Genomic DNA, 22,319 nt, shown 5'->3' on the forward strand with positions numbered 1-22,319 from the left:
GAGGGCCGTCACGCGTCAACGCCCAGGCTGACATGGCATGATCGGGGATGAAGTCGAGTGCTCATCCCATAGTCGGCGTTGGTGACGCTGAAAACCGGAGGCGATGATGCGATCGATCCTTGCAGTCGTGGTGCTCGTGCCGCTGGTTGCCGGCTGTGACGTCGGCGCCGCGTCCCAGGCTCCAGGTGCGGCCCAGCCACCGGCGAACCTGCCGTTCCAGATACAGGTTGTGGCCGACTTCGAATCGCCCTGGGCGATGACGTTCCTGCCTGACGGCCGCATGTTGATCACCGAGAAGGCCGGCACCCTCTACGTGGTCTCCGCTGATGGGCAGCAGCGCAAACGCGTCGACGGCATTCCTGCTGTGGCAAGCGAAGGCCAGGGCGGTTTCATGGATGTCGTGGTGCACCCGGGCTTCGCGACGAACCGGCTCGTGTACTTCAGCTATGCCGAAGCCGGCCAGGGCGGCAAAGGGGTGGTCCTCGCCCGCGGCGTCTTCGTCGATGGCGAGCAGCCCGTGCTGCAGAAGGTCGAGACGCTGTTCCGAGCCTCGCCCTACGTCGACGGCAATGGGCATTTCTCTGGTCGCATCGCCTTCTCGAGCGACGGGCACCTGTTCTTCACCAACGGCGAACGCCAGAAGTTCGACCCGGCGCAGGATCCGAAGGCGACGCTGGGGAAGGTGCTCCGCCTCCAGGACGACGGGACGCCGGCGCCGGGCAATCCGCTGGTTGCCAAAGGATTCCATCCCGCGGTCTGGTCCTACGGTCATCGCAACCTGCTCGGCCTCGCGTTCGATGCGAGCGGCAACCTCTGGAAACAGGAGATGGGGCCCAGGGGCGGCGACGAAGTGAACCTGATCCTGCCCGGGCGCAACTACGGCTATCCAATCGTGTCTGACGGCGATCACTACGATGGCAAGTCCATCCCCGATCACGCCACTCGGCCCGAGTTCGAGAAACCCAAGGTGAGCTGGAATCCCGTCATCTCGCCGGGCGGTCTGATGGTCTACTCCGGCAAGCTCTGGCCGCAGTGGAAGGGCGACCTGTTCATCGGCGGCCTGTCCAGCCAGTCGCTGATTCGCGTCGACGTGGACGGCACCAATGCCCGGAAGGGCGATCAGTGGCCGATGGGCCAGCGCATCCGCGAACCGGAGGAGGGCCCGGACGGCGCGATCTGGCTGCTCGAGGACGGGGGCCGCGACGGCCAGGGGCGGCTCCTGAAGCTGACCCCGCTCGGCTCCGCCTCACGGTGACCCAGCTTCCATCGCCACCACGGCAGCCATTGCGCCTGAAGAGCGCTCCGAAGTACGGCCGGAGCGGCAATCATCGCGTCGTTCCGGCGCGTGAGACCTGTCGGCGCGCTCGCCCGATCATGAACGTCATCGGCGTGACCCGCCTGGCGGATGTCACCGGGTTGGACCATGTCGGCATTCCTGTCTGGGCCGCCGTTCGCCCCATCGCAGACGAGTCGTCCATTTCGGTTCAGAACGGCAAGGGCCCGACCCGCATCCATGCGAGAGCCGGCGCGATGATGGAAGCGGTGGAGCACTACTGTTGTGAGCGCCCACCGCATCGACCCAGATACGCAAGCTTTCGGACACTTCGGCGCCACGCTCGTGCCCTCGATCCGGAGAGCCTGGGCCTCGACCCCAGCGCGGAGTACGCAGACACGCTGCCGCTCGAATGGCTCCGCGGGACCGATCTGATCGCCGGCGAGCAGGTGTGGCTGCCAGCCTGCGCGGTGCTGAAACCGCGGCGTGAGGACGGCACGCCTGTCATCCGCGGCAGCACCAACGGGCTGGCCTCAGGCAACACCATCGAAGAAGCGGTGTGTCACGGCCTGGCGGAGGTGATCGAGAGAGACGCGTGGACGCTGGCCATCATCCGCGGGGTACTGGTCCCGCGCGTTCGTGTGATCGCGGCGGCTGTCAGTGCTGGGGTCGCCTGCCATCTGTCGCGGATCCACGACGCACGTCCTGAGGGGCAGCTGTTTCCGGTAATCGCCGTCAGCACGCTGCCTGAGGTCGCGTCGAGGCTGGCCGGCCGATTTCGGGCCGCGGGCATTCGTCTGGTCATCCGCGAGATCACGACTGACGTGCGGGTGCCCACATTTCTTGCGGCGGGATGGGAACCGCCCGGCACGGGCCGCCCACATTTCTACAGCGGGCTTGGCGCCCATCCGGACTCACGCGTGGCAATGACACGGGCCCTGACGGAGCTGGCTCAGAGCCGGTTGACGGTGTTTCAGGGGGTGCGGGAAGACATCGACAAGATCGCCAGGCTTGATGGCGACGCGGATCGGCCGGAACAGAGTCTGTGGCTGGCCGACGGCCCTGAGAAATCATTCGATGCCGTCCATACGTACCGAAGCCGAGACATCCTGGAAGACATCCGGTTCATGTCGCAACAGCTCCGGTCCGTCGGCCTGGAGCAGGTCATCGCGGTGGACCTCACGAGATCGGAAGTGGGGTTCCCTGTCGTGAAGATCGTGGTGCCGGGCCTCGAGCACTGGGCCGCCAGGCACTTCGATCCCGATCTCGTCGTCCTTGGCTCACGCGCACGGCGGTATCTCGCATGAATCACACGCTGGTGTTCCTGGGACCGAGTCTGCCGGTCACAAAGGCACGTGCCGTCCTCCCCGACGCCTGCTACGTGCCTCCGATTCGACGGGGCGACCTGATCTCGGTGCTGAAGGAGAGCCCGGCGATTGTCGGCATCGTCGACGGCCAGTTCCTGCACTCCCTCGCGGTGTCACCACGCGAGATTTTCGCGGCGCTCGAGGCAGGCGTCATCGTCCTTGGCGCCGCCAGCATGGGAGCGCTCCGCGCAGTGGAGATGTCGCGCTACGGCATGATCGGCGTCGGCACCATCTTCCGGTGGTTCCGCGATGCGCGGCTCGTTGCAGAGGATGAACTGGCCGTTACGTACGATCCCGACACCGGAGCGGCGTTGTCGGACGCGCTCGTCAACATGCGTGACGCCTACGCGCGAGCCGTTGCCGAGAAGGTGATTTGCAACGAAACCCGCCGCACTCTCATACGACTTGCAAGCAGCCTGTACTTTCCCGACCGTACGTACGAGGCAACGTTGCGACTCGCCGAACGACAGGTCTCACGCGCCGAGCTGAATCGATTGCGTCTCTGGTTGCAACGGGGCGCGCCGGACCTGAAGGCTGACGATACGCTCCGGTTGCTGCGCCTGGCGCGGCGCCTGTCCATGCCGACGGACGAACAATCGCGGTGAGGTGATCCATGAACCCAGTTGTCGAACAAATCATCGGCAAGTTGATCATCGACTCGACGTTTCGGCAAACGTTCAAGACCGATCGGGCGCATGCCCTGGCTCGTTTCACGCTGACCCCGACGGAGCGGAACGGCCTGATGCAATTCGACCCGCAAGCGATCGAGGTGGCGGTCCGCAACCTTCAGATGAGCAGGTCGATTCCGACCGAAAGCATGTTCTGGTGACGCTGGGTCGACCCCCGTTCGCATCTGAAGTGTGCGCCTTGCTCAGGCGTCACTGAGCCATCTCGTGTGCGACGACCGCGAACGGCGCGCTGGTCGGGATCGCCCATCGTGCCTACTTCGCAGGTTCTAACGGGTGGGAGATGTGACCTTGAACGATGAGCCACTGGGCTCCGATCTTCCGCCACAACCAGGACACGCCACCCTGCTGCCGTATGGTTGTTCCGGTGCCTTCCATGACGATGTCGCGCTTGAACGTAGCACTCGCCAGCGCGTACTCGGAGCCCAGTGGTGAGACCTCGAGGTCCGCATACGTCACGTCCAGGGATCGCACTGCTGGAAGAGCCTTCCGCACGCCTGCTGCCATGAGGTCATGAGTCGCACGCCGACCATCGTGATAGAAGTAGAACTCGGGCACAGTGGCATAGTGCGCGACCAGCCCATCGGCGTCGCGGGCACACTCGGCAGCCTCGAACGATCGTACGCGAGCGCTTACCGCCGCCATGACGGCCTCTCGTTCTGAGTGGTCCATGTGTCCGGCACCCCTTCCATTACTTTCGCGAGAATCATTAGCGTAACGCCAACGGCCCCGGTTTCTTCAGGGTAGCAGTGTTTCGTGCTGACCGGTCAAAGCGCGACTCCTGGCACGAGTGCCGCTTCGAGGCGCGCCAGAGGCCACGTGGCGGCAATAGGTGCGAGTCTTGTTTCTCCTGCTCGACCTCGAGTCGTCCGACTGGCGCTCGCGAGTCGTCACGTCGGAGGCTGTTGACCTGTTTGCCTTGCTGGACGCCACACTGCGCGTCGAGCGGTAGTCGTGGGCGCGACTACCTGGATCCCGCCCCGGGCAGGCCGGCTTGTGGTTCATCGGACGCCGTCCACGACCATCAGGTTGGTGTTCACGTTCTGCACCACCGAGTACATGAACGAGTGCTGGTCGGGACTGAGCGCGACGCCGAACCACGGGTGTCTGCCGCCGAGATCCGCCAGCCTGGTGCGAGTCAGGGAGCCGAACTCGAGATACTCCACGGCGGTGTCGAACCTCGACTCGCCCGCCGACACGAAGTAGAGGCCGCGGTCACCCACCGCGAAGTTGATGGCGTAACTCAGCCCGTCGACGACAAGCGTTTCGGGTCCTCCAGCCACGGGCATGCGCCAGATACTGGTGGGCGAGCTCTGCTCCTTCGCGTAATACAGGAACCCATCGGCGGCCTCGGTCGCGGCAGTGCCGCCGTTCCTGGTGATCTGAACGGCCGCACCGCCGTCTGACGGCATGCGCCACACTTCATCACGCCCCGTCCTCGGCGATGCCGCATAAATCCACTTGCCGTCGCGCGACCACCGGGCTTCGCCGTACTCATCTCGTTCGGTCGTCAGTTGTCGCGTTGTAACTGTTCCAAGATCCAGCACGTACACGGCACTCCGCAGGTCGCGTCGGGCGTTGAACAGGATCCGGTCGTCGTCGATGGGAGACCACTGCGGGTTCGAACACATCGGACCGCCCATGGATGTCACTTGGCGCGGGTTCGCGCCATCAGCGTTCGAGACGAACAGTTCCATGTTCCCGGTTCTCGTCGATATGAATGCGATGCGGCCGCCGTCGCGCGAATAGGCGGGCGTGGCTTCGTCGTAGGTCGATGGGGCCACGACGGCCGCGATGGGATTGCTCGCATTAGCGGTCACGTCCATGCGCGCCAGGCTGGTGTCCCTGAACTGGGCTGAATAGATCAGCCGCCCGCCGCGACTCAGGCTCAGCGTCGAGGCCTGTTCGCCAAACGGGAGCACCACCGCCGGGCCCGAGGGCGCCAATCGATCCGAACGCAAGGGGAGGCGATTCAATCGTGACTGTCCAAAAAGTGCGCCGGAGGAAAACACCAGCGCCGCATCGTCGCCCGACCACGCGAGGTCGAGTACCTGGACTGCAGACCGCGTCGTGACCCGTGCAGGACTGCCGATCGGCTCGAACGCAGCCGAGAGTGCGAGGATGTGGATCTCGCTCGCGCCGACTCCCGGAGGCCGAACGAACGCCATATGACGCCCATCGGACGAAAACACAGGCTTGGAGTCACTCGATTTCTCGTCGTGCGGGGTGGTCGTCAGGCGGCGCCTGTCGTGTCCGTCCCTTGACAACAACCAGATTCCGCGACCCTTGGCGGGGTCGTCGTCAGCGCTGGCGATCCAGTGACCATCCGGCGTCCAGCTGAGTCGATGGTTGGCCACAGGGGTCCGGAGCGTGATGGTGCCGATGCGTCGCTCCGCCGCGTGTCCAAGCGCTGGAACGACCATGACGTCGACTGTCGTGTCGCTGTGCGGCGCCCGCCGCAGGAACGCGATCTCCTGACCATCCGGCGACCATGCTGGCGAATCGTCCCTCGCGGGGTTGGTGGTCAGGGGGATGGGCTCGCCCGGCCCTACCAGCTTCACGTAGATGTCGTAATTGTCCTGCGCCGGACCGTTCCACGAGAACGCCACCTGGCTGCCATCTGGAGACAGGCTCGGCGTCCGCTCGGTGCCCTCATACGCGGTGAGCCGCGTGGCCTGCAGGGGGCCGTCGCTCGGCTCAGCGGGCCGCCTGCCGACAACCGCGTAAGCAAGGGCTGCAAGCCCGCATGCCCCGAGCGCACCAGCGGCCCACCATCGGAGGCGGCTCGTTGCGCCACCGCGCGACGACGGGGCCACAGGCGGCTGACCCGCGGGCATGTGGGGCGGTTCGACCGTGGGGGCGACGGTCTGGATGTCGGCGGCGAAGCGATAACCATGCTTCGGCACGGTTTCGATCCAGTGCGCCGCGCCGTCGCCCAGCGCCTTGCGCAACGTGGACACCTGGAACGACAGGTTCGCTTCTTCGACGAACGTGTCCGGCCAGAGCGCAGTCATCAGCTCCTGCCGCGAGAAGGCGTGCCGTGGCCTGCGCACGAGCAGCACGAGGAGCTCGAAGCCCTTCGGCGAGAGCGCGATCGCCTCACCAGCGCGCAGCACGACGCGCTGGTCGACGTCCACGCGGTACTCGCCGAAGTGGTACGACTCACTCGTCGACAAGGATGCCTGCCTCCTGACAACGACTGGTATTTCGTGGGTGGAATCGTAAGCGTAACAGTGTGGCTGCGAGAACGCCAAGGGCGCGAGGCGACACGCACGGACAAGATCTGACAAGATCGACCTGTCTTCCGCGGGTCCGAGGAACGGCGCATGACACAGTCACATCGCGCGGGCGCTATCCGGGCGCCCCTGCTGGCGTTCGCCCTGGGCGCGCTCTCGTACGTGGCGAATACGCAAGACCGCCCGGCGGACGGGGGCGGGACGCCGCTTCCACAGGTCGCTGTGGAGGCGCAGCCGCTGGCGGCGAATGTCGAACGGCTCGCGCAGGCGCTCGAGTATCTCGGCGCGCCGCTTCCAGCGGACGTCCGCACGGCTGCTGAACGCGCGGGCAGGGACCGCGACGCGAACGCGCTGCAGGCCCTGCTCGATCCACGTGTCCTGATCGCGGTGCACATCAATCCCGAGGCGCGCGTCAAGGTGACACGCCGGCCGGCGCCGGCCGTATTGCAGCAGCGCGGGTACACCGCGGTCATCCTGAAGATCGTCAACGAGAGCCGGGGCACGCCGCGCCTGCGCATCGGCAGTCCGCAGTCCGGACCGGTCCACGCCGGCATGGCGTCACTCTCCGCCGATCGGATGCAGCAACAGCACCTGCGCGTGAACGAGAACGTGGAAGGCCGGACGGATCGTTGCCGACTGCCACCGTACACGCGAGCACCTCGCAACCGGCCGACAGCCCCGCCAGTACAGCAGGCTGAATCAGACGATGGTCGAAGCCGGTTGCGACGACCAGGTGCCAGCCCGCGTCTGACGCGGCGCCCACTAGCTCAAACCCTCCGCACCTGGGCAGGGCCATGCCGGCGTGCGGCCCAGGTCGTGGCACACGGCGTCCGCAGCCTTGCCCTTCACGGCAAGCCAGCTCTTCGAATCGAGAGAGGTGCTCAAGAGGCGGAGGATATCGCAAACAAGGCGAGGGCATCGGTGGTCTACTGCATGAATAGTTCGGCCGACCGATGGTCCGATTGGACGGACCTGTATACCAAAGCTGGCGCCAATGAGCGTCTTTCTCGGAGGATCGTATATGGCCAGAACTGCATTCATCTGGGTACTCGTACCGTTCGCGGTCGCCTTTCAGATCGCGCCAATCGGCCATCTTCGGGCTCAGGCGCCCGCCCCTGCCGGACACGACCACTTGACCGAAGTGGCCTGCGTGGACGTGCCGCCGGGCGAGAAGCGACCGGAGTTCGGTTGCTTCAACATCGGCGTGGCGACCGGCCTTCATTTCAGTGAAGCATCCGTCTACTGGCACTTGCGCACGTTTCCAACCAGGAAGGCTGCAGAAGGGGTCAAGAGTGCGACTGGAATCGTGGTGGAAGAGGACGGGCGGGTGTGGCTCTCCGAATTCGGTCCCCGAAACACTCCTCCAAAGGGAGGTGAGGCTGTCGCCATCGTCGGACCACTGCAGCTTCTCCCAGCCACGAGCTACGCTGCGGTGCTCTCGTACGCTGTCATGCGGCCCGGCGACAATTCGAGGGTGCATACACACCCGGGCCCGGAGGGTTGGTACGTACTGGCGGGAGAGCAGTGCCTGGAGACTCCAGCTGGCGCCAGCAGGGCTCGGGCCGGAGCAACCATGACGGCGCCATCGAATACGCCAATGGAGCTGAACGTCACGGGTACGAAACTGCGGCGTGCGTTCGCCCTGGTCATCCATGATTCGGCTCAGCAGAGGGGCATACCCTCTGACTGGAAACCGTCTGGAGCCTGCAGTAAGTAGCAGAGCCACGTCCGAGGTGCTTCAGCTGGGCCGTTTTCATCGTCGAGAGCTTTGCGGGCTTCTTCAGACTCTCCTTCGCCCCTTTCGTTTCCGCGTCGCTACCGGCTCACGGGCGACGCGTGCATGACCTGCCGTTGATCGCTGCAAGGTGTTGGATCGGCAGGCAGGCCGGAGTCCGCTCGCTCGCGCCCCTGGGTTCGGCGCGATCCCTCGTTGCCGTCGCTTTTCTGCAAAAACCGCCTGCCATTCAAAAACCCATCCGGCTCCTTCACAGCCGATACGGTGCCGGACCCTGCGGGTTGGTACGCAACATGCTCCGTTGGGAAATGTCGATGGGTGCTGAGGCGCAGCGAACCGCCGCGCGTCCCAAGCGCATCCACGAACGCAATCGACCAAGGAGAACGACCATGGCTGAAGCAGGAACGCTGCACGATGCATTCATTGAAGAACTGAAAGACACGTACAACGCCGAGAAGCAGCTCACCAAAGCCCTGCCGAAGTTGGCAAAGGCCTCGTCGAACCCCAGGCTGCGCCAGGCGTTCGAGACGCATCTGGAGGAGACACAGGGACACATCGCCCGGCTCGAGCAGGTGTTCGAGAGCCTGGAAGAAAAGGTTCGGGGCAAGCACTGCGACGGCATCGCCGGCATCATCGAAGAAGGCAAGTCGATCATGGCTGAGGACTTCGACGAGACCACGATGGATGCGTGCCTGATCGCCGCCGGACAGCGTGCCGAGCACTATGAGATGGCGGCCTACGGGACCCTGGTCGCGTGGGCGCAGGCGATGGGGCACACCGAGGCCGTTACCCTGCTGCAACAGACGCTCGACGAGGAGAAGGCCGCCGACAAGAAGCTCTCGGGCCTGGCCGAGGGCGGGATCAACCAGACTGCCGCTGATGCGGCACATCCCGATGACGAGGACGACGAGACGATGGCCGGCGCGGGCGCTGGCCGCAAGGGGGCAGCGACGGCCAGAACGGCCCGACGCTAGTCGTTATGGCTGTTGAGCGTCGTGGTGTGGGCAGTGGTTGTCTCCATGCTGGAGCAGCCATCTGTCCCACCATGACGCCCTTCGCCGAACCCGATCTCGTGTGTAGCCGTCGATGGCGACGCGTGCCGAGGTGGAGCACTGGTGTAGCCGAGCGAGCGCTCAGGCCGCCAGATCACGGTTTGATCGTACTTTCCCGCCCGTCCTTGGTGACGATCTTGATGAAGGGATCCCCCTGCCGCGACAGTAATTGCGTGTATCCCTTTTCGCCGCCGAGAACCAGCCCCGATCCGTCCTCGGTCGTCACGAGCTTCATATGAGGGCTGCCCCGCGAACTGATCAGCCGCAGTTGCACCGTCTCCGGATATCCGATCGTGCCATCAGGCATCTTGAGCGTCGGCTGTGCCGGCAGCACCTTGATCTCCGCACGGACACGCCCCTGGTCATCCACGATCTCCAATGCGCGAGCGCGAAGTACTGGTGCGATTCCCTGAGCAACAACCGGACGTAGCTGGGCCACACCAGCCGCCAGAAGTATGAGATTGAACGCCGTGAGCATGATCGTCAGTCGCTGAAGCTTCGTCATCTTCTACGCACCTCTATTGCAGGACGCCTCAGACACGACAGCCGTTAACCATCACGCTGAGCACCGTGCGTTCCCTGATACCTCAGTCGCCTCTCAGCACCGTGGCCGGCTGCAACCGCATGGCACGAAACGCCGGCACGGCGCAGGCCACCAGCGCGACGACCAACAGCAGCGCCCCGGCAGTCGTGTAGGCCGAGAGATCGAGTGTACCCACCCCGAACAACAGGCTCGACATGAGGTGTGTGGTCATCAGGGCGAGCACAAGGCCGGCGACGATCCCCATCCCGGCGACTGCCATGCCGTGACCGATGACGAGGCGGGCGACGTCGGCCCGGCTGCCGCCCAGCGCCATACGAATGCAGATCTCCTTGAGATGCTGCTGCACGTAGTAGCCCATGGCGCCGTTGACGCCGATCGCGGACAGGAGCAACGCGATCGTCGCAAAGCCAGTGACCAGCAGCGACAGCGATTGGGGTTGTTCGAGGGACTGGTCCACCAGCATGTCCATCGTGGCCACGTCCGACAGCGGCGCCGAGGGTTCCAGTTGCCGCACCACCTGGCGTACAGGTGCCGCGATCGTGCGCGGATCCCCTGCTGTTCTGACCACCACGTAGCGGGACGTCCCTCCCGCGAGCGGTGTGTACACCGTGCCCTCGTCTGGCCGATCGATGCCGGCGTACTTCACTTGGCTGACGACGCCCACCACCGTCGTCCATGGGCAGGTCGTGCATCCGCCTTCGCGTAGCCGCTGGCCCACCGCGCTCTCGTTCGGGAAGAACCGGCGGGCCCAGGCGCGATCGACGACGATCGACAACAAATCGTCCTGCGCCGCATCACGCTCGTCGAGCAGGCGGCCCTCGAGCAACGTCAGGCCGAGCGTGCGCACGTAGTCCGCGGTGACGGCCACCCAGGGCGTGACGGGCTGTGACTGGCCGGAGGGTGTCGGGTGCTGCTCGAGATCGAAGTTGTTGAAGTTGCCGACGTTGTTCGGCGGCAGACCATCGGCAAACGCGACCGACGAGACGCCCGGCAGGGTCTCGACCCGGCGTCTCAGCTCATCCCAGAAAACTTGCGCGTGGGCACCCTCCCGGTATTGCGTGGTCGGCAGCCGAATCGACCCTGTCAATACACGGGTGGTGTCGAAGCCCAGATCGACGTCCCTCAGGCGATTGATGTTCGTGAGCAACAGCGCGGCGACGACGAGCAACGGCGTGGCAATGGCGAACTGCGCCGTGACGAGGCTACGGCGAAGCCGGCGGGCGCCCATGCCACCGGTAATGGTACGAGTCGATCGCACCGAGACGTTCGCCGATCCACGTGTCGCCTGGAGCGCCGGCAGGAGGCCGAAGAGGAGCGCGCTCGAGATGGCCAGGGCCGCGACGAACAAGACCGTGGCGGTGTCGAAACGAATCTCCGCCATCCGCGGGAAGTACCCGGACGCCTGTGTCTGGAGGAGCCGCAAGCCGACCCAGGCCACGCCAAGGCCGAGAGCCGCTGCGCCGGCAGCGAGCACCGCACTCTCGGCGAGGAGGTATCGCAACAGGCGTCCGCGCGACGTACCGAGCGCGGTCCGCACGGCGAGGTCGGCATGTCGGCTGGTCGCCCGCGCCACCACCGAGAAAAACCCCCACGACACCACCCGCGTCCGCAAGAGCTCGGCGGTGTCTCCATCCAGGAAGCTGACGGAACGGTCGGTATAGGTGGCGCTCCGCTCGAAACGCGTCTGCTGTTCGGAGAACGCCAGGTAGTCGACCGCGGAGAACCGGAACTTGAATGGCGGTGTGTCCGTGTCGATCCGCACCAGCCGATCGGGCTCTGCGTACGGCAGCGGCCGAAGCAGCGCCGCATTGACCGCCCCGAAGATCGCCGCCGTCGCGCCAAGGCCGAGGCCAACCGACGCCACGATCGTCAGGACAAGGGCGGGGGCACGCAGCAGACCGCGGGTACCGATGCGCAGATCCTGGAGCACATCCTGCAGGAACAACCCGCGTTGCGTCACGTTCTCCAGCCTCTCATCCTGCTGCCGGCAATAGCGTCGGGTCGCCTCGAGGTCCCCGAACTGGCGCAGGGCAGTCCGCCTGGCTTGGTCCGCGGGCATGCCCTCGCCAACCAGTTCGGCCACGCGCATGTCGAAATGCAGCTGTAACTCTTCGTCGACCTCGGATGGGATGCTGGAGCGGCGCAGGTGCCAGAACGGCCGTGGCTTGTGCATCGCTTACGTACCTTGCAGCACCGCATCGATAGCCCGCACATACCGGCGCCAGTGCCCCGTGTCCTCGCGCAACCGCTTCCGCCCGGCCGCGGTCACGGTGTAGTACCGGGCCCGGCGATTGTTTTCGGTCGGGCCCCACTCGGCTTCGAGGAGGCCCTGCGCGAAGAGGCGGTGCAGCGCCTGATAGAGCGCCCCTTCTTCGATGCACAGATCGCCGGCCGTGTGCTCGCGGATCAGCGTCGCAATGGCGTAACTGTGAAGGGGCCCACCCGTGAGGCATCTGAGGACAAGCAGGTCGAGCGTTCCCTGCAGCAGCGGCAGTGGTGGCATGGCGTCTCCACTGAGACGCTATAGGGAGCAGGTCGTCATGTCAAGCCGCGCCTTGGCCAGGATCGGTTCGCATCCGGTCCGGCGCCCGCCTGGTCAGCGCTGCGTGCGCCGGCTATCGCGAACCTCACGCGCCACGCGCGTCCCCGCGGCGACGGCACGGTCGGTCTCATAGCCGACCCCCGACACGGTGACCCCAAAGCGGTGGTGAGCCAGCGCCTCCCGCAGGTTCACTCTCTCGAGGTATTCCAGCACGTGCTCGAATTCGTGCCCGATGTGCTCGACGGTGTCGGCACTCAGTCGAACGAGCACGTGCGCAACCGTGACACCGTCGGCGGAGATGCCGATCCGCGACTGCGCGGGCCGTTGAATCTGCACCGACGTTGCGGTCCTCAAGAACACGACCGCGCCGGCGCGGGCGAGACGGGCGCACTGTTGTCGGAATGTTGCCGATCGCTCCCAGACAATCTGGACGCGTGGAAGGAGCTCGTTGGCCACCAGCAATCGGCAGGGCCAAGCCGAGACAGGATCCCCCTCGGCCGTCGATGGCTGAGGTGGGTCGACCGCGTCCGCGGCGGCGCGGGCCGGCGCGCAGGTGGCGGCCAGGCAGGCGACGACAGTCCAGCTGAGAATCAGGTTCAGACGGTGAGCACCCATCTCCAACCTCCCGCCGGCCTGGCGCCGAGAGCGATCGGCGCGAGGGCACATCGGATACGCGGAGACGCGGGCTTTTTGGTGTCATCGGGGCCAGCCGACAAGGGCGACTACGGCTATGACGGGTATCTGCGGAAGGGCGATGACCCGGCCGCCGGATGTGAGGGGCCCGCTCGTCGCGGCCTGTACTCGCGCGCGCAAGTGCGACGCGTGAACTAGGCCTGCCAGCCCTACCGGGGCCTGCTGAGCACCGCCCGGAAAAGCCCCCACCTCCTCGGCAAATTCACCAATCGGATCGCGGCCGGCCTCCCGTTTTGGCGCAGGACGGCAGTGATTCGTGGCTGGCTGCGTTGGCAAGAGTCATGCGGTGCGTCCTGTAGTGGCCATGACCCGTTTCTCCGGCCTGCTGCTCGCGCTGATATTCACGGTCACCCCGACCGTGGACATGGTGTGCCGCGCGATGTGTACGCCGCAGCTGATGGCAGCCGCGGCGCCCTCGTGCCACGAGGTCGGCTCCGCAAATGCCGACGGAGCGCTGCTGCCCGCAGTGGTCTGCCAGCGCGACGCGGGAGCGGCAGTTGCTCCAGCCGATGGAGCGCGGAACCTCCTGGTTTCAGCCCCGCTCGTCACCGCGCAGGTCCCGGTTCTCGCGCACGTTCCTGAGTCCGGCAGGGCCGCTCTCAGGCGCTCGGTACGTCCGTGCTCGCCGCACGGCTACTACTCCACGACCGTTCTCCGGATCTGATCCCCGGCCCGACGTCAACCACGCCGCGTACCGAGAGCCGCGGCGTCCGGCATGGGGGTGGACGCAGGTGCGCCGCCTCGTTCGTGGGATTGGACTGGAGATCATCATGCGTAGCTACTCATGTGCCCGCGTGGCCCTTGCAGCCGCCGTGTCCTCACTCGTGTTCGTTGCGCTTCCCGCCCGGGCGCAGCCGCCAGCCGAGGCCCGCCTCGCTGCTGACGTCGTCGCCGAACTCGTGGCTGCCCCGGACGTGCCCGGGGCACGTGCAAGGCTGCGGGAGCACTTCCTCGCGGTCGCCGCCGACTACGACGCCCGCGTCCGGCAGCACAGGGCGATGGCGGAGGCCTATCGGCGTACACCAACCGGCTCCGAGAGCAAGCGCCCGGCCTCGCCCGAGACGGCAGTGCACTGCGACCGCCTCGCGGATCGCGCTGCCGAAGCCGCGACCGAGGCGCGCGAGCTCGCTACCGCGTACGCCGGCAGCACACCAGTCGCGCGAACCGTTGTGCACCCGACCAACCAGACCGCGCGGCCGGCCGCGAGTTCGGCCGATCTCCTCGATGCAGCGCAACTGCGCAGGCTCGTCGAGGCATCCGGACAACTGAGTCGGATGAACGTCTCGAGCGTCACTACCGTGCGTTGACTGCGCAACTCGAGCATGAGGCGCGAGAGCATCGGGGTCTCGCCGCCGCGTATCGCGCCGCGCCAAGCGCCGCTGAGCACAAGCGGCCGGGCGCGCCTGACACGGCGGTGCACTGTGAGCGACTGGCGGAGCGCGTGTCCAGGATGGCCGACCAGGCCCGTGCACTGGCGACCCGTCACGGCCAGCAGCACCTCTACCGATGAGACACGGGTCGCGGGGGCTTCGTGGGTGTTGCAGCGATCGGCACCTGACGTCGATTCGAGGAACATGCGCGCGCATCGCCGGGCCGGACCACTCCTGGCCGCCCTCGTCCTTACGACCGCCTGTGCCAGCACCACGCGGGTAACGCCCGTGACGGAAGGCCCGCAGGTCCGCTACCGACGGCTGATGGAGGAGGCCGCCCGCGCCGGGCGCGAAGGCCGAACCGGCGAGGCTCTCGACAAGTACCTGGAAGTCGCCGGCACGTCAGGGGTCCCCGAACTGTCCCGCGAGGCTTACCTGCAGGCCGGGCTGTTGCGACTCGGTGGCGGAGTGGTACTGGTTGACGTCGCGGAAGCGACCCGCCTGCTGCGGGAGTGTCGGACGCGCTTCGAAGGTGCCGCCGAACCGCTGGTTCTGACGGCGACGCTGGCGACGCTCGATCGACTGGAGAGCGTCGAGCAGGCCGCTGATGCGGCGGCCGCGATCGCGACTCGGGAAGCGGTGCGTCGCGACGAGGACGCGCGCGCGCTGCGTCGGACCGTCAGTTCCCTTCGCCAACAACTCGAGAAGCGGGACGAGGCGTTGCGGAAGGCTGCGCAAGCAGCCGTCGGTCCGCAGCCTCGCTGATCACGCGCTCAGACGCGTCTGCCGTTCGCGCCCGTCGAGCGCTGCAAACAGCGCCACGGCCTCGTCGAGATCCGTGCACGCAGCGATGGAATCGGCCGCTGGTTCGAGATCAGGCAGCGAAAGGACGAACGTCGTGCCGATGCCTTCAGTCGACGCGACCGTGATGTCGCCATCGAGCAGTTGCGCGAACTGCTTGGAGATGGACAGCCCCAGTCCGGATCCGCCGAAGCGATGAACGATGTCGCTGTTGGCCTGGACATACGGTGCGAACACGGTCGCGGCTTCTTCCCGGCTCATGCCGATACCCGTGTCACTCACCTCGAGCACGATGCCCGGACCATCGGGCCGAGCGCCGATCACGACGCCGATCGTGCCCTGACTCGTGAATTTGCAGGCGTTGCCGAGCAGGTTCAGCAGGATGTGCCTGACCTTGCCGGGATCGGTCGTCAGTGTGCCGTGCCACCGATCGGTCAGCACGAACGCATTGCCACGCTGCTCCAGCATCGGCTGGAGCGTGTCGACAACTTCCGTGACGAGCTCTGCCGGATCCATCGCGCCAAGTGCCACCGGCATTCGTCCTGCTTCGAGGCGGGCGTAATCGAGCAACTCGCCGACCATCCCGAGCAGCACGCGGGCGCTGCGCCGCAGTTGGCGGACATCGCCGGTGCTGACCGCCAGGCCGGCGTGCTCCACGTCGGCCTCGATCACGTCGGCGTAGCCGAGGATTGCCGTCAGTGGCGTCTTGAGGTCGTGGCAGAGGCTCGTCAGGAAGCTGCTCTTGGCCGCACTCGCGTCCTCGGCCCGGCGCCGGGCCTCCTGCGTCTCCGCGACAGCGGCCTCGAGCGCGCCAGCCATGTCGTTGAAGGTCCGTGCGGCGCGGGCGAACTCGTCGCGGGCGCGGCCGAGAGGCAGGCGGAACGAGTAGTCCCCGGCCGCGACGTGTCTCGACGCGGCATCGAGCCGGGTGAAGCCAGAGGTCAACGTCACCGACAGGGTGACGACGATGGTGGTGCCGACGACGAAGGAGAGGCCGAGCAACGCCATCGTCACGAAGTCGGCGGCATCGAGTGCCTCCGCGAACCGCGCCGCGTCGGCGGCGGCTGCGCCCTGCTCAGCGTCGCGCCAGGCGAGCAGCGCGCCGAGCGCTGCTGCCGGCGAGGCGACGTCATCGAGCGCACGCCGTGCGTGAAGGGCGTCGAGCGTGCCACGCCACGCGGCACTCAGTGCCGCATAGGCGCTCGAGAACGGCCGTTCCTCGGCCGACGTCGTCGCGTCGCGCACCATCGCGTCGAGTGCGTCGAGGCGGGTATCCATCACGTCCAGTTGCGCGGCGGACGGCGAGACTTCACGCAGCACGCTGAGCTCCCGCCAACGCAACTGCAGCTCACGCTCGATCGACAGCAGCCGCTGCAGGCGGACCTGGCCGGCCTGCACGTCGGCCAGCGCCCACGTGGTGCGTTGACGGGCACGGACCGACAGGATGGTACTTGCGCCGGAGAGCAGCAAGAGGGCCGCCACGCTCGTGATGAGCTTCCGACGAACGGTCATACGAGACGCAATCGGCGGCGCTTCACTCCACTTGAGGAATGCGAGCCAGCGGCTCACGGCACTGACGCTGGTCGGCAGTCAATTTGTCAGTCGAGCTCAGCCGATACAACGAGCACCAAGTATTCGGCGCTGCATTGGCAGTCGTTGCAAGCGCTTCAGCATCGGACGCACGCACGCGCGAGTGCGATCGCGTCGTCGATAGGCGTGGCTCGTCCCTCGGCGGTGAGGGATTCGTATTCGTCACCGAGCGCCGCAACCACGGATTCCAGATAGTGCGCACGAATCCACCGCGTCGTGGGCACGAACGAGCCACCCACGGTCGCGAGGACGCCATCCGCGGCTCCCCACAGGCGCGCTGCAGTTGCGGCATCGCCACGCGCGGCGAGCAAGCTCGCGTAGATGTCGAGCCCGTACGCGATCCCGCGCGGGTCATCGAGCGCCTCACAGAGCGACAGTGCCTCGGCTGCCTGCGCCTGTGCCTCGTCGAACGCTTCGCGTTGCAGTCGGAGGCCCGCCGCGAGCGTGAGCAGGATGCTGAGTCCCCAGGGTTCGGCAAACTGCCGTAGGAGTGCGATCGACTCGTCGAAGAATTGCAGCGCGCGCGTCGGGTCACCCCTGACCAGCGAAACGTTGCCCAACACGAGCAGGGCCGCGCGATTCGGCCCTGCCTCACCGGCTGCGTCAGCCGCGCGCGCAGCCAGAGCCCGCGCCGTGGCATTGTCGTATTGACCGCACTCAAAGTCGACGAGCGCACGGGCGAAGAGGGCAAACGATGTCGACCACGGATCGTGGTGCTCGTGTCCCAGGGCCAGCGCCTCGTCCATCGCGCTCGAGTCGATGTCACGGCCCTGCCAGTAGTGCATGTGTTCGCGGCCCACCAAGGCGCGCGCCCGCAGGACTCCGGGGCCTGCCAGGGCGAGCGCGCGTTCGAGCCAGCGCCTGCCTTCCTCGAACAGCCCGCGCTTCACCCAGAACCAGATCAATGCCGTCGCCAGCTCGACGCCCTTGCTGACCTGCGCCGGGGACGAAAGCCCCCACTCCAACGCCGCACGAATGTTGTCGTGGTCCGCCTGCAGTCGCCTCAGGCCGTCGATCTCGCCGGGACCACTCAACAGGCGGAGGCCATCGCGAAATGCGGTGTAGAAGAACTCGAAATGGCGATCGCGTAGGACGTCGCCCTCCTCCGATTGCCGCAGCCGTTGTCGCGCGTAGTGGTGCACCGTTTCCAGAAAGCGATACCTGCGTTGCTCGCCCGGGCCATCGACGATCGTGATCAAGGACTTCTTGACGAGCCGCGAGAGCAGATCGAGCGTGTCGTCCGAGCTGTCACTTCCTACGCACACGCGCGCGGCGGCTTCGATGGTCCACGAAGACGGGAACACGGCGAGACGGGAGAACACGCGGCGCTCCTGTTCGGACAGCAGTTCGTAGCTCCAGTCCACGGTCGCTTCGAGGGTTCGTTGCCGGGGCACCACGGTCCGGCTCCCACTCAACAGGCCGAACCGATCCTCCAGCTTCCTTTCGATCTGCTCCGTCGTCAGTACGCCGACTTGCGACGCTGCCAGTTCGATAGCGAGTGGTACACCGTCCAGGCGATGACAGATACGTCCGACCGATGCGGGATCCAGGGCGCGCTGCTGCTCGCTGCGAACGTCCACGGCTCGTGCACGATCGACGAAGAGTTGCGTGGACTCGTAGGCATGCAAACACGTCTGGGAGAGGACCGCCGAAGTCGGTGGCAATGAGAGCGGCGGCACCTGGAACACCACCTCCCCTCGCGCTCGCAGGGCCTCCCGTGACGTGGCGATCACCCGCAGGCCAGGGGCCGCGCTGAGGAGCTCCTCGGTGAGTGACGCACAACCATCGAGCAGATGCTCGCAGGTGTCGAGCACGAGCAGGAGTTCGCGAGTGCCCAGGTACGCGAGGATCGCGTCGCGCGCGGAGCGGCGCGCACCTTCGCGAACCCCCAGCCGCGCCGCGATGGCCTCCGGAATCAGCTGCGCGTCGCGGACCGCTGCGAGATCGACCAGGGACACACCATCGCGAAACGTCTCGACGCATCCAGCCGCCAGGCGGATGGCCAGCCGTGTCTTGCCGACCCCTCCCGTGCCCACGAGCGAGACGAATCGAGTTGCGGCCAGATGTTGACGAAGAACTTCGAGTACCTGCGCGCGGCCGACGAAACTCGTCAGCTCGGCTGGCAGAGCCCGGCGACGCGAGGCGAACGCACGCCGCAGAGCCGGTGGCGGGGTGCCTGGTTCGGGTGTGGTGGCGGCAATACGCCAGACCGGTGCGATGAAGCGATAGCCCTTCCCGGGCACTGTGGCGACGAACTTCGGTGATTCCGGCCTGTCGCCGAGCACCCGGCGCACTCTCAGAATGGCCGAGTGGATGCCCGCATCCACGTCCACGAACACCGAGTCGGGCCACAGCCGCCTTGCGATGTCGTCTCGGGAGACCAGTGCACCGGAGCGTTCCAGCAGCAGGAGCAGCACTTCCATCGGCTGGCGCGCCAGGGCCCTGCGCCGTCCCCGGCGCCGGAGTTCGTAGGCCACCGTGTCGCACTCGAACTCGCCGAAGCGGAACAGCGGTCCGTCATCCATCGCGGTCGCCAAGCGTGCCACAAATGATGGCAAAGAGGCCACTTGCGGGGTTGAGAAGATTTCAGGGAAATTTCAGACGCCGGCAATGGCGCGCGACCGCCTGCTCGCTCCAGACTTCCGTCAACAGGATGACGCGCTGAAGCGTCAGCCCTCGCGGAAGAGGAGCGTGCCATGCGTTCGCCAGTCACCGGTCTGGTCTTGATTGCGCTATCTGTCGGCTGCAACACGGGCGCGACACCAACGAGCCCCTCTCTCGTCGGGAGATCCGCTGAAGTCGCATCGGCAAGTGGAGATAGCAATGGCTCGGCGGCATCGGTATCCGTGGTGCCGTTCAAGGGGACGCTCGAAGGCGTCTCGGACCCTCCACAGTTCGAGCCGCCGCCGTCGACATTCTTTTCAGCGCACCTCCTTGCCGGCGGCAATGCCACGCATCTCGGCCGCTTCACCGTTGAATACTCGCAACGTGTCAACCTGGCAACCTTGCGTGGCGTCGGAACAGCAACATTCACCGCGGCTAACGGGGACACATTGACGAGCACGGCTGAGGGAACGGCCACCCCGGCCAGTTCGCCGACAGCGTACACCGTCGTCGAAACCCACACCGTCACGGGTGGCACGGGTCGCTTCGTCGACGCCCGCGGCTCATTCGTCGTCACTCGCTCGGTTGATTTTGCCGACCCGTTCACGGCCGGCTCGATCGAGGGAGCGTTGACCAGCCACTGACGCTCGCGTCTGAACGTCGCGGCGGGCCTGCCATTGCCGTGGCGGTGACCAATGCAGAGTGGGCCGACGACCGCCGGCGAGCTCAAACTGACACACGACTGACACTGGAGGTGGCCTCGAGCGGCCTCCAGTTGCCTCCGCGCGAGATTGTCGATCTGCGGCGCGACCGTGCTCGTGAGCGTAAAGCGATATCTGTGTCCCCCAGGGTCATCGCCGCTGGCACACATCGTCAGCAATGACACGCTCGTGATTGTTGATGTCGACAATCCAGCGGCCACCACTGTCCATGATGCTGGCGCGAACGTCGCGATCCTCATGGGCCCGGGCCACATGAGCCGGTCCTCTGAGCGCCCTGGACGACTGCCCACAGCAACCCGCATCTCAAGAGATTGCTTCCAACATTGCACCGCGGATCGGTTAGAGTACCGGCCTCACACGCGTTAGCCGATGGCCGGCGAGATGACGACTCTGCCGTTTCAGATCATGGCGGTCAGGTTGGCAGCCAACGCAATTCGACGGCGACGCTCGGCGCGACGCCATCGCCTCTGGAAGTTTGCCCAAGCAGCCCCGCTGTTCACTGTGACGACGCACGGGCGGGCTCCACCCCGATTCTGCTGAGCACCGGCCCAGTCCACAACCGAACACGACCAGTCTTTCAGGGGGGTGCACCATGATGTACAACCGTCGCTCATTCCTCAAGAGTTCTGCGCTTGCCGGCGGCAGTCTCGCCGGTCTCGACCTTCTCGTTCCCCGGCACGCCCGTGCCACAGTGCCGCAATTCGGAGGCAATATCCCGGGCTTCGGTCCGCTCGTCCCGACGCCATCCCAGAACACGGGCGAGGTGCTCCTGGCGTTGCCCCGGGGGTTCAAGTACAACCTTCTGATTCGCCGCGACGCCATGATGTCGGACGGCCGGCTCTTCCCACAGAACGCGGACGGAATGGGAGCTTTCGACCATCACGGCGCCGTGCGTCTCGTGTGCAACACCGAGCGGGGCGCAGGCAGTCCTCCCCTCGGTGCGCTCCCGTACGATTCGAAGGCCCAGGGCGGCACGGTCTCGCTGACGGTCGATCCGGTGACGCGCCTGCTGACCGATGCGTTCGTGAGCTCCAGCGGAACGGTGCGGAACTGCGCAGGAGGGATCACGCCCTGGGGGACATGGCTCACCTGCGAAGAGAGCAATCTCGGACCCTCCGCCACGCTCAACCAGCAACACGGATACATCTTCGAAGTCCCCGCGTTCGCAGCAGGAGAGACAGCGGTGGAGCCGCTCGTCCATCTGGGCCTGCACTATCCGGAAGCCGCAGTCGTGGACCCCGAGACCGGGATCGTCTACATCACGTCCGATCGCACCCCGTGTGGCACGTTCCGATTCATCCCCGACACGCCCGGCAACCTGGCGGGCACCGGTCGCGTCCAGATGCTCGCGATCGCCGGCTTCACCGAGCCAGGGGTCGGCTACGACACGCGCACTGGCCAGCAGGTCGGCGCCACGCTTCCCGTGACGTGGGTCGACATCGATGACCCGAGCAACGAGGCAGCCTATCGCGCCGATGCGCTCTACACGTATAAGCAGGGCCTGGCCCGGGGTGGCGCGACGTTCGTGCGCGGCGAGGGCGCGGTGTACAGCAGGAACAGCGTGTTCTTTGCCTCCACCAACGGCGGCGATGCAGGGCTCGGCCAGATCTTCGAACTGCACCTGAAGAACAACGACGTACAGGAGCTCGAGCTGATCTTCGAATCCACAGACGAAGCGGCGATGGCCGCCCCCGACAACATCTGCATCTCGCGACTCAACAACAACCTGATCATCTGCGAGGATGGTGGCGGCGCGGAGTATCTGCACCTCCTTCGCCGCAGCGGCAACCAGGTATACCGTCTGGCCGAGAATCTCTATCCCGGGCAGACCGGCAGCGAATGGGCCGGTGCGTGTTTCAGCCCGGATGGCCAGACGCTGTTTGCGAACATCTACACGCCCGGCGCAGTGCTTGCGATCTGGACCGACCGCTGGGGAACGATCAACTGAGGCCAATCCCCGCTCGACGCCTTCGACGTGCGCGACGACGTCCCTTGACGATCGCGTCGAGCGGAGATGGCCGGGCGCCGGCACCGTGGCGACCAACGTGACGTTGATGGGCGGTGATCTCGGCGGTCGGCAAGGTATTGGCGAAGACCCATCCCT

At 66.1% G+C, this 22,319-nt stretch carries 19 protein-coding genes; 10 read left to right on the forward strand and 9 right to left on the reverse strand.

Annotation, left to right across the window (positions count from 1 at the left end; genetic code table 11):
* The first annotated feature begins 106 nt into the window (after positions 1–106).
* From LuPra_RS08255 to LuPra_RS08270, 4 genes are read left to right on the forward strand one after another with little or no spacing between them, the layout of a single operon-like run.
* Positions 107–1,255 carry a PQQ-dependent sugar dehydrogenase gene (locus LuPra_RS08255; RefSeq protein WP_110174589.1) on the forward strand — a complete coding sequence of 383 codons (1,149 nt, stop codon included), beginning with the start codon at positions 107–109 and terminating at the stop codon, positions 1,253–1,255.
* Positions 1,252–2,580 (forward strand): YcaO-like family protein, encoded by a 1,329-nt coding sequence (locus LuPra_RS08260; RefSeq protein WP_110170308.1) that lies wholly within the window; start codon positions 1,252–1,254, stop codon positions 2,578–2,580. The genes LuPra_RS08255 and LuPra_RS08260 overlap by 4 nt, the downstream gene beginning before the upstream one ends.
* Positions 2,577–3,245, forward strand: a complete 669-nt coding sequence (locus LuPra_RS08265) for a TfuA-like protein (RefSeq protein WP_110170309.1) — start codon at positions 2,577–2,579, stop codon at positions 3,243–3,245. Before LuPra_RS08260 ends, LuPra_RS08265 begins: the two co-directional genes overlap by 4 nt.
* Before the next feature lie 8 nt (positions 3,246–3,253).
* On the forward strand, positions 3,254–3,469 hold the full coding sequence (locus LuPra_RS08270; protein ID WP_110170310.1) for an Os1348 family NHLP clan protein: 216 nt from the start codon (positions 3,254–3,256) through the stop codon (positions 3,467–3,469).
* Positions 3,470–3,581: 112 nt separating this feature from the next.
* On the opposite strand, the gene LuPra_RS08275 is transcribed toward LuPra_RS08270, so the two are convergent.
* The 3 genes from LuPra_RS08275 to LuPra_RS08285 all read right to left on the reverse strand — a co-directional run bounded on the left by LuPra_RS08275 (position 3,582) and on the right by LuPra_RS08285 (position 7,108).
* On the reverse strand, positions 3,582–3,998 hold the full coding sequence (locus LuPra_RS08275; RefSeq protein ID WP_110170311.1) for a nuclear transport factor 2 family protein: 417 nt from the start codon (positions 3,996–3,998) through the stop codon (positions 3,582–3,584).
* A 329-nt stretch (positions 3,999–4,327) separates the two neighbouring features.
* Complete coding sequence (locus tag LuPra_RS08280; protein WP_157898891.1) at positions 4,328–6,502, reverse strand: winged helix-turn-helix domain-containing protein; 2,175 nt, start codon at positions 6,500–6,502, stop codon at positions 4,328–4,330.
* 159 nt (positions 6,503–6,661) lie between these two features.
* A complete protein-coding gene (locus LuPra_RS08285) occupies positions 6,662–7,108 on the reverse strand; it encodes a hypothetical protein (RefSeq protein ID WP_110170313.1) in 447 nt (148 codons plus the stop codon).
* Between the two features lie 1,290 nt (positions 7,109–8,398).
* On the opposite strand from LuPra_RS08285, the gene LuPra_RS33655 reads away from it, so the two are divergent.
* On the forward strand, positions 8,399–9,271 hold the full coding sequence (locus LuPra_RS33655) for a YciE/YciF ferroxidase family protein (RefSeq protein ID WP_237050858.1): 873 nt from the start codon (positions 8,399–8,401) through the stop codon (positions 9,269–9,271).
* A 172-nt stretch (positions 9,272–9,443) separates the two neighbouring features.
* On the opposite strand, the gene LuPra_RS08295 is transcribed toward LuPra_RS33655, so the two are convergent.
* From LuPra_RS08295 to LuPra_RS08310, 4 genes are all read right to left on the reverse strand, one after another.
* The gene (locus LuPra_RS08295; RefSeq protein WP_110170315.1) at positions 9,444–9,854 is read right to left on the reverse strand and encodes a hypothetical protein; all 411 of its coding nucleotides are present in this window, start codon (positions 9,852–9,854) and stop codon (positions 9,444–9,446) included.
* An 82-nt stretch (positions 9,855–9,936) separates the two neighbouring features.
* Entirely contained in the window at positions 9,937–12,066 is a 2,130-nt protein-coding gene (locus tag LuPra_RS08300; RefSeq protein WP_110170316.1) for an FtsX-like permease family protein, read from the reverse strand.
* A gap of 3 nt (positions 12,067–12,069) precedes the next feature.
* Positions 12,070–12,396 (reverse strand): PadR family transcriptional regulator, encoded by a 327-nt coding sequence (locus tag LuPra_RS08305; RefSeq protein WP_110170317.1) that lies wholly within the window; start codon positions 12,394–12,396, stop codon positions 12,070–12,072.
* 93 nt (positions 12,397–12,489) lie between these two features.
* Positions 12,490–13,050, reverse strand: coding sequence for a hypothetical protein (locus tag LuPra_RS08310; protein WP_110170318.1), 561 nt, complete (start codon positions 13,048–13,050; stop codon positions 12,490–12,492).
* Between the two features lie 382 nt (positions 13,051–13,432).
* On the opposite strand from LuPra_RS08310, the gene LuPra_RS08315 reads away from it, so the two are divergent.
* The 3 genes from LuPra_RS08315 to LuPra_RS08325 all read left to right on the forward strand — a co-directional run bounded on the left by LuPra_RS08315 (position 13,433) and on the right by LuPra_RS08325 (position 15,263).
* On the forward strand, positions 13,433–13,792 hold the full coding sequence (locus tag LuPra_RS08315; RefSeq protein WP_157898892.1) for a hypothetical protein: 360 nt from the start codon (positions 13,433–13,435) through the stop codon (positions 13,790–13,792).
* 106 nt (positions 13,793–13,898) lie between these two features.
* Positions 13,899–14,435 carry a hypothetical protein gene (locus tag LuPra_RS08320; RefSeq protein ID WP_157898893.1) on the forward strand — a complete coding sequence of 179 codons (537 nt, stop codon included), beginning with the start codon at positions 13,899–13,901 and terminating at the stop codon, positions 14,433–14,435.
* A gap of 267 nt (positions 14,436–14,702) precedes the next feature.
* Complete coding sequence (locus LuPra_RS08325; RefSeq protein ID WP_157898894.1) at positions 14,703–15,263, forward strand: hypothetical protein; 561 nt, start codon at positions 14,703–14,705, stop codon at positions 15,261–15,263.
* Here the strand turns inward: LuPra_RS08325 and LuPra_RS08330 are convergent, their stop codons facing one another.
* Positions 15,264–16,811 (reverse strand): sensor histidine kinase, encoded by a 1,548-nt coding sequence (locus LuPra_RS08330; RefSeq protein WP_157898895.1) that lies wholly within the window; start codon positions 16,809–16,811, stop codon positions 15,264–15,266. It lies immediately after the preceding gene.
* A 155-nt stretch (positions 16,812–16,966) separates the two neighbouring features.
* Positions 16,967–19,414 (reverse strand): ATP-binding protein, encoded by a 2,448-nt coding sequence (locus LuPra_RS08335; RefSeq protein WP_110170323.1) that lies wholly within the window; start codon positions 19,412–19,414, stop codon positions 16,967–16,969.
* A gap of 171 nt (positions 19,415–19,585) precedes the next feature.
* Here LuPra_RS08335 and LuPra_RS08340 point away from each other — a divergent pair, with 171 nt between their 5' ends.
* The gene (locus tag LuPra_RS08340) at positions 19,586–20,137 is read left to right on the forward strand and encodes a hypothetical protein (RefSeq protein WP_157898896.1); all 552 of its coding nucleotides are present in this window, start codon (positions 19,586–19,588) and stop codon (positions 20,135–20,137) included.
* A 670-nt stretch (positions 20,138–20,807) separates the two neighbouring features.
* Positions 20,808–22,163 carry an alkaline phosphatase PhoX gene (locus LuPra_RS08345; RefSeq protein ID WP_110170325.1) on the forward strand — a complete coding sequence of 452 codons (1,356 nt, stop codon included), beginning with the start codon at positions 20,808–20,810 and terminating at the stop codon, positions 22,161–22,163.
* Positions 22,164–22,319: the final 156 nt, after the last annotated feature.

Origin of the sequence: Luteitalea pratensis (assembly GCF_001618865.1) — a bacterium.
In the GTDB taxonomy this organism is placed as follows: domain Bacteria; phylum Acidobacteriota; class Vicinamibacteria; order Vicinamibacterales; family Vicinamibacteraceae; genus Luteitalea; species Luteitalea pratensis.

Excerpts from the sequence above, each read along its gene's own strand:
- LuPra_RS08345 (WP_110170325.1), top strand. The coding sequence starts at position 20,808 with ATGATGTACAACCGTCGCTCATTCCTCAAGAGTTCTGCGCTTGCCGGC.
- LuPra_RS08325 (WP_157898894.1), top strand. The coding sequence starts at position 14,703 with ATGCGCGCGCATCGCCGGGCCGGACCACTCCTGGCCGCCCTCGTCCTT.
- LuPra_RS08340 (WP_157898896.1), top strand. The coding sequence starts at position 19,586 with ATGCGTTCGCCAGTCACCGGTCTGGTCTTGATTGCGCTATCTGTCGGC.
- LuPra_RS08265 (WP_110170309.1), top strand. The coding sequence starts at position 2,577 with ATGAATCACACGCTGGTGTTCCTGGGACCGAGTCTGCCGGTCACAAAG.
- LuPra_RS08295 (WP_110170315.1), bottom strand. The coding sequence starts at position 9,854 with ATGACGAAGCTTCAGCGACTGACGATCATGCTCACGGCGTTCAATCTC.
- LuPra_RS08335 (WP_110170323.1), bottom strand. The coding sequence starts at position 19,414 with ATGGATGACGGACCGCTGTTCCGCTTCGGCGAGTTCGAGTGCGACACG.
- LuPra_RS08270 (WP_110170310.1), top strand. The coding sequence starts at position 3,254 with ATGAACCCAGTTGTCGAACAAATCATCGGCAAGTTGATCATCGACTCG.
- LuPra_RS08310 (WP_110170318.1), bottom strand. The coding sequence starts at position 13,050 with ATGGGTGCTCACCGTCTGAACCTGATTCTCAGCTGGACTGTCGTCGCC.
- LuPra_RS08320 (WP_157898893.1), top strand. The coding sequence starts at position 13,899 with ATGCGTAGCTACTCATGTGCCCGCGTGGCCCTTGCAGCCGCCGTGTCC.
- LuPra_RS08315 (WP_157898892.1), top strand. The coding sequence starts at position 13,433 with ATGACCCGTTTCTCCGGCCTGCTGCTCGCGCTGATATTCACGGTCACC.
- LuPra_RS08330 (WP_157898895.1), bottom strand. The coding sequence starts at position 16,811 with ATGACCGTTCGTCGGAAGCTCATCACGAGCGTGGCGGCCCTCTTGCTG.
- LuPra_RS08300 (WP_110170316.1), bottom strand. The coding sequence starts at position 12,066 with ATGCACAAGCCACGGCCGTTCTGGCACCTGCGCCGCTCCAGCATCCCA.
- LuPra_RS08305 (WP_110170317.1), bottom strand. The coding sequence starts at position 12,396 with ATGCCACCACTGCCGCTGCTGCAGGGAACGCTCGACCTGCTTGTCCTC.
- LuPra_RS08255 (WP_110174589.1), top strand. The coding sequence starts at position 107 with ATGCGATCGATCCTTGCAGTCGTGGTGCTCGTGCCGCTGGTTGCCGGC.
- LuPra_RS08275 (WP_110170311.1), bottom strand. The coding sequence starts at position 3,998 with ATGGACCACTCAGAACGAGAGGCCGTCATGGCGGCGGTAAGCGCTCGC.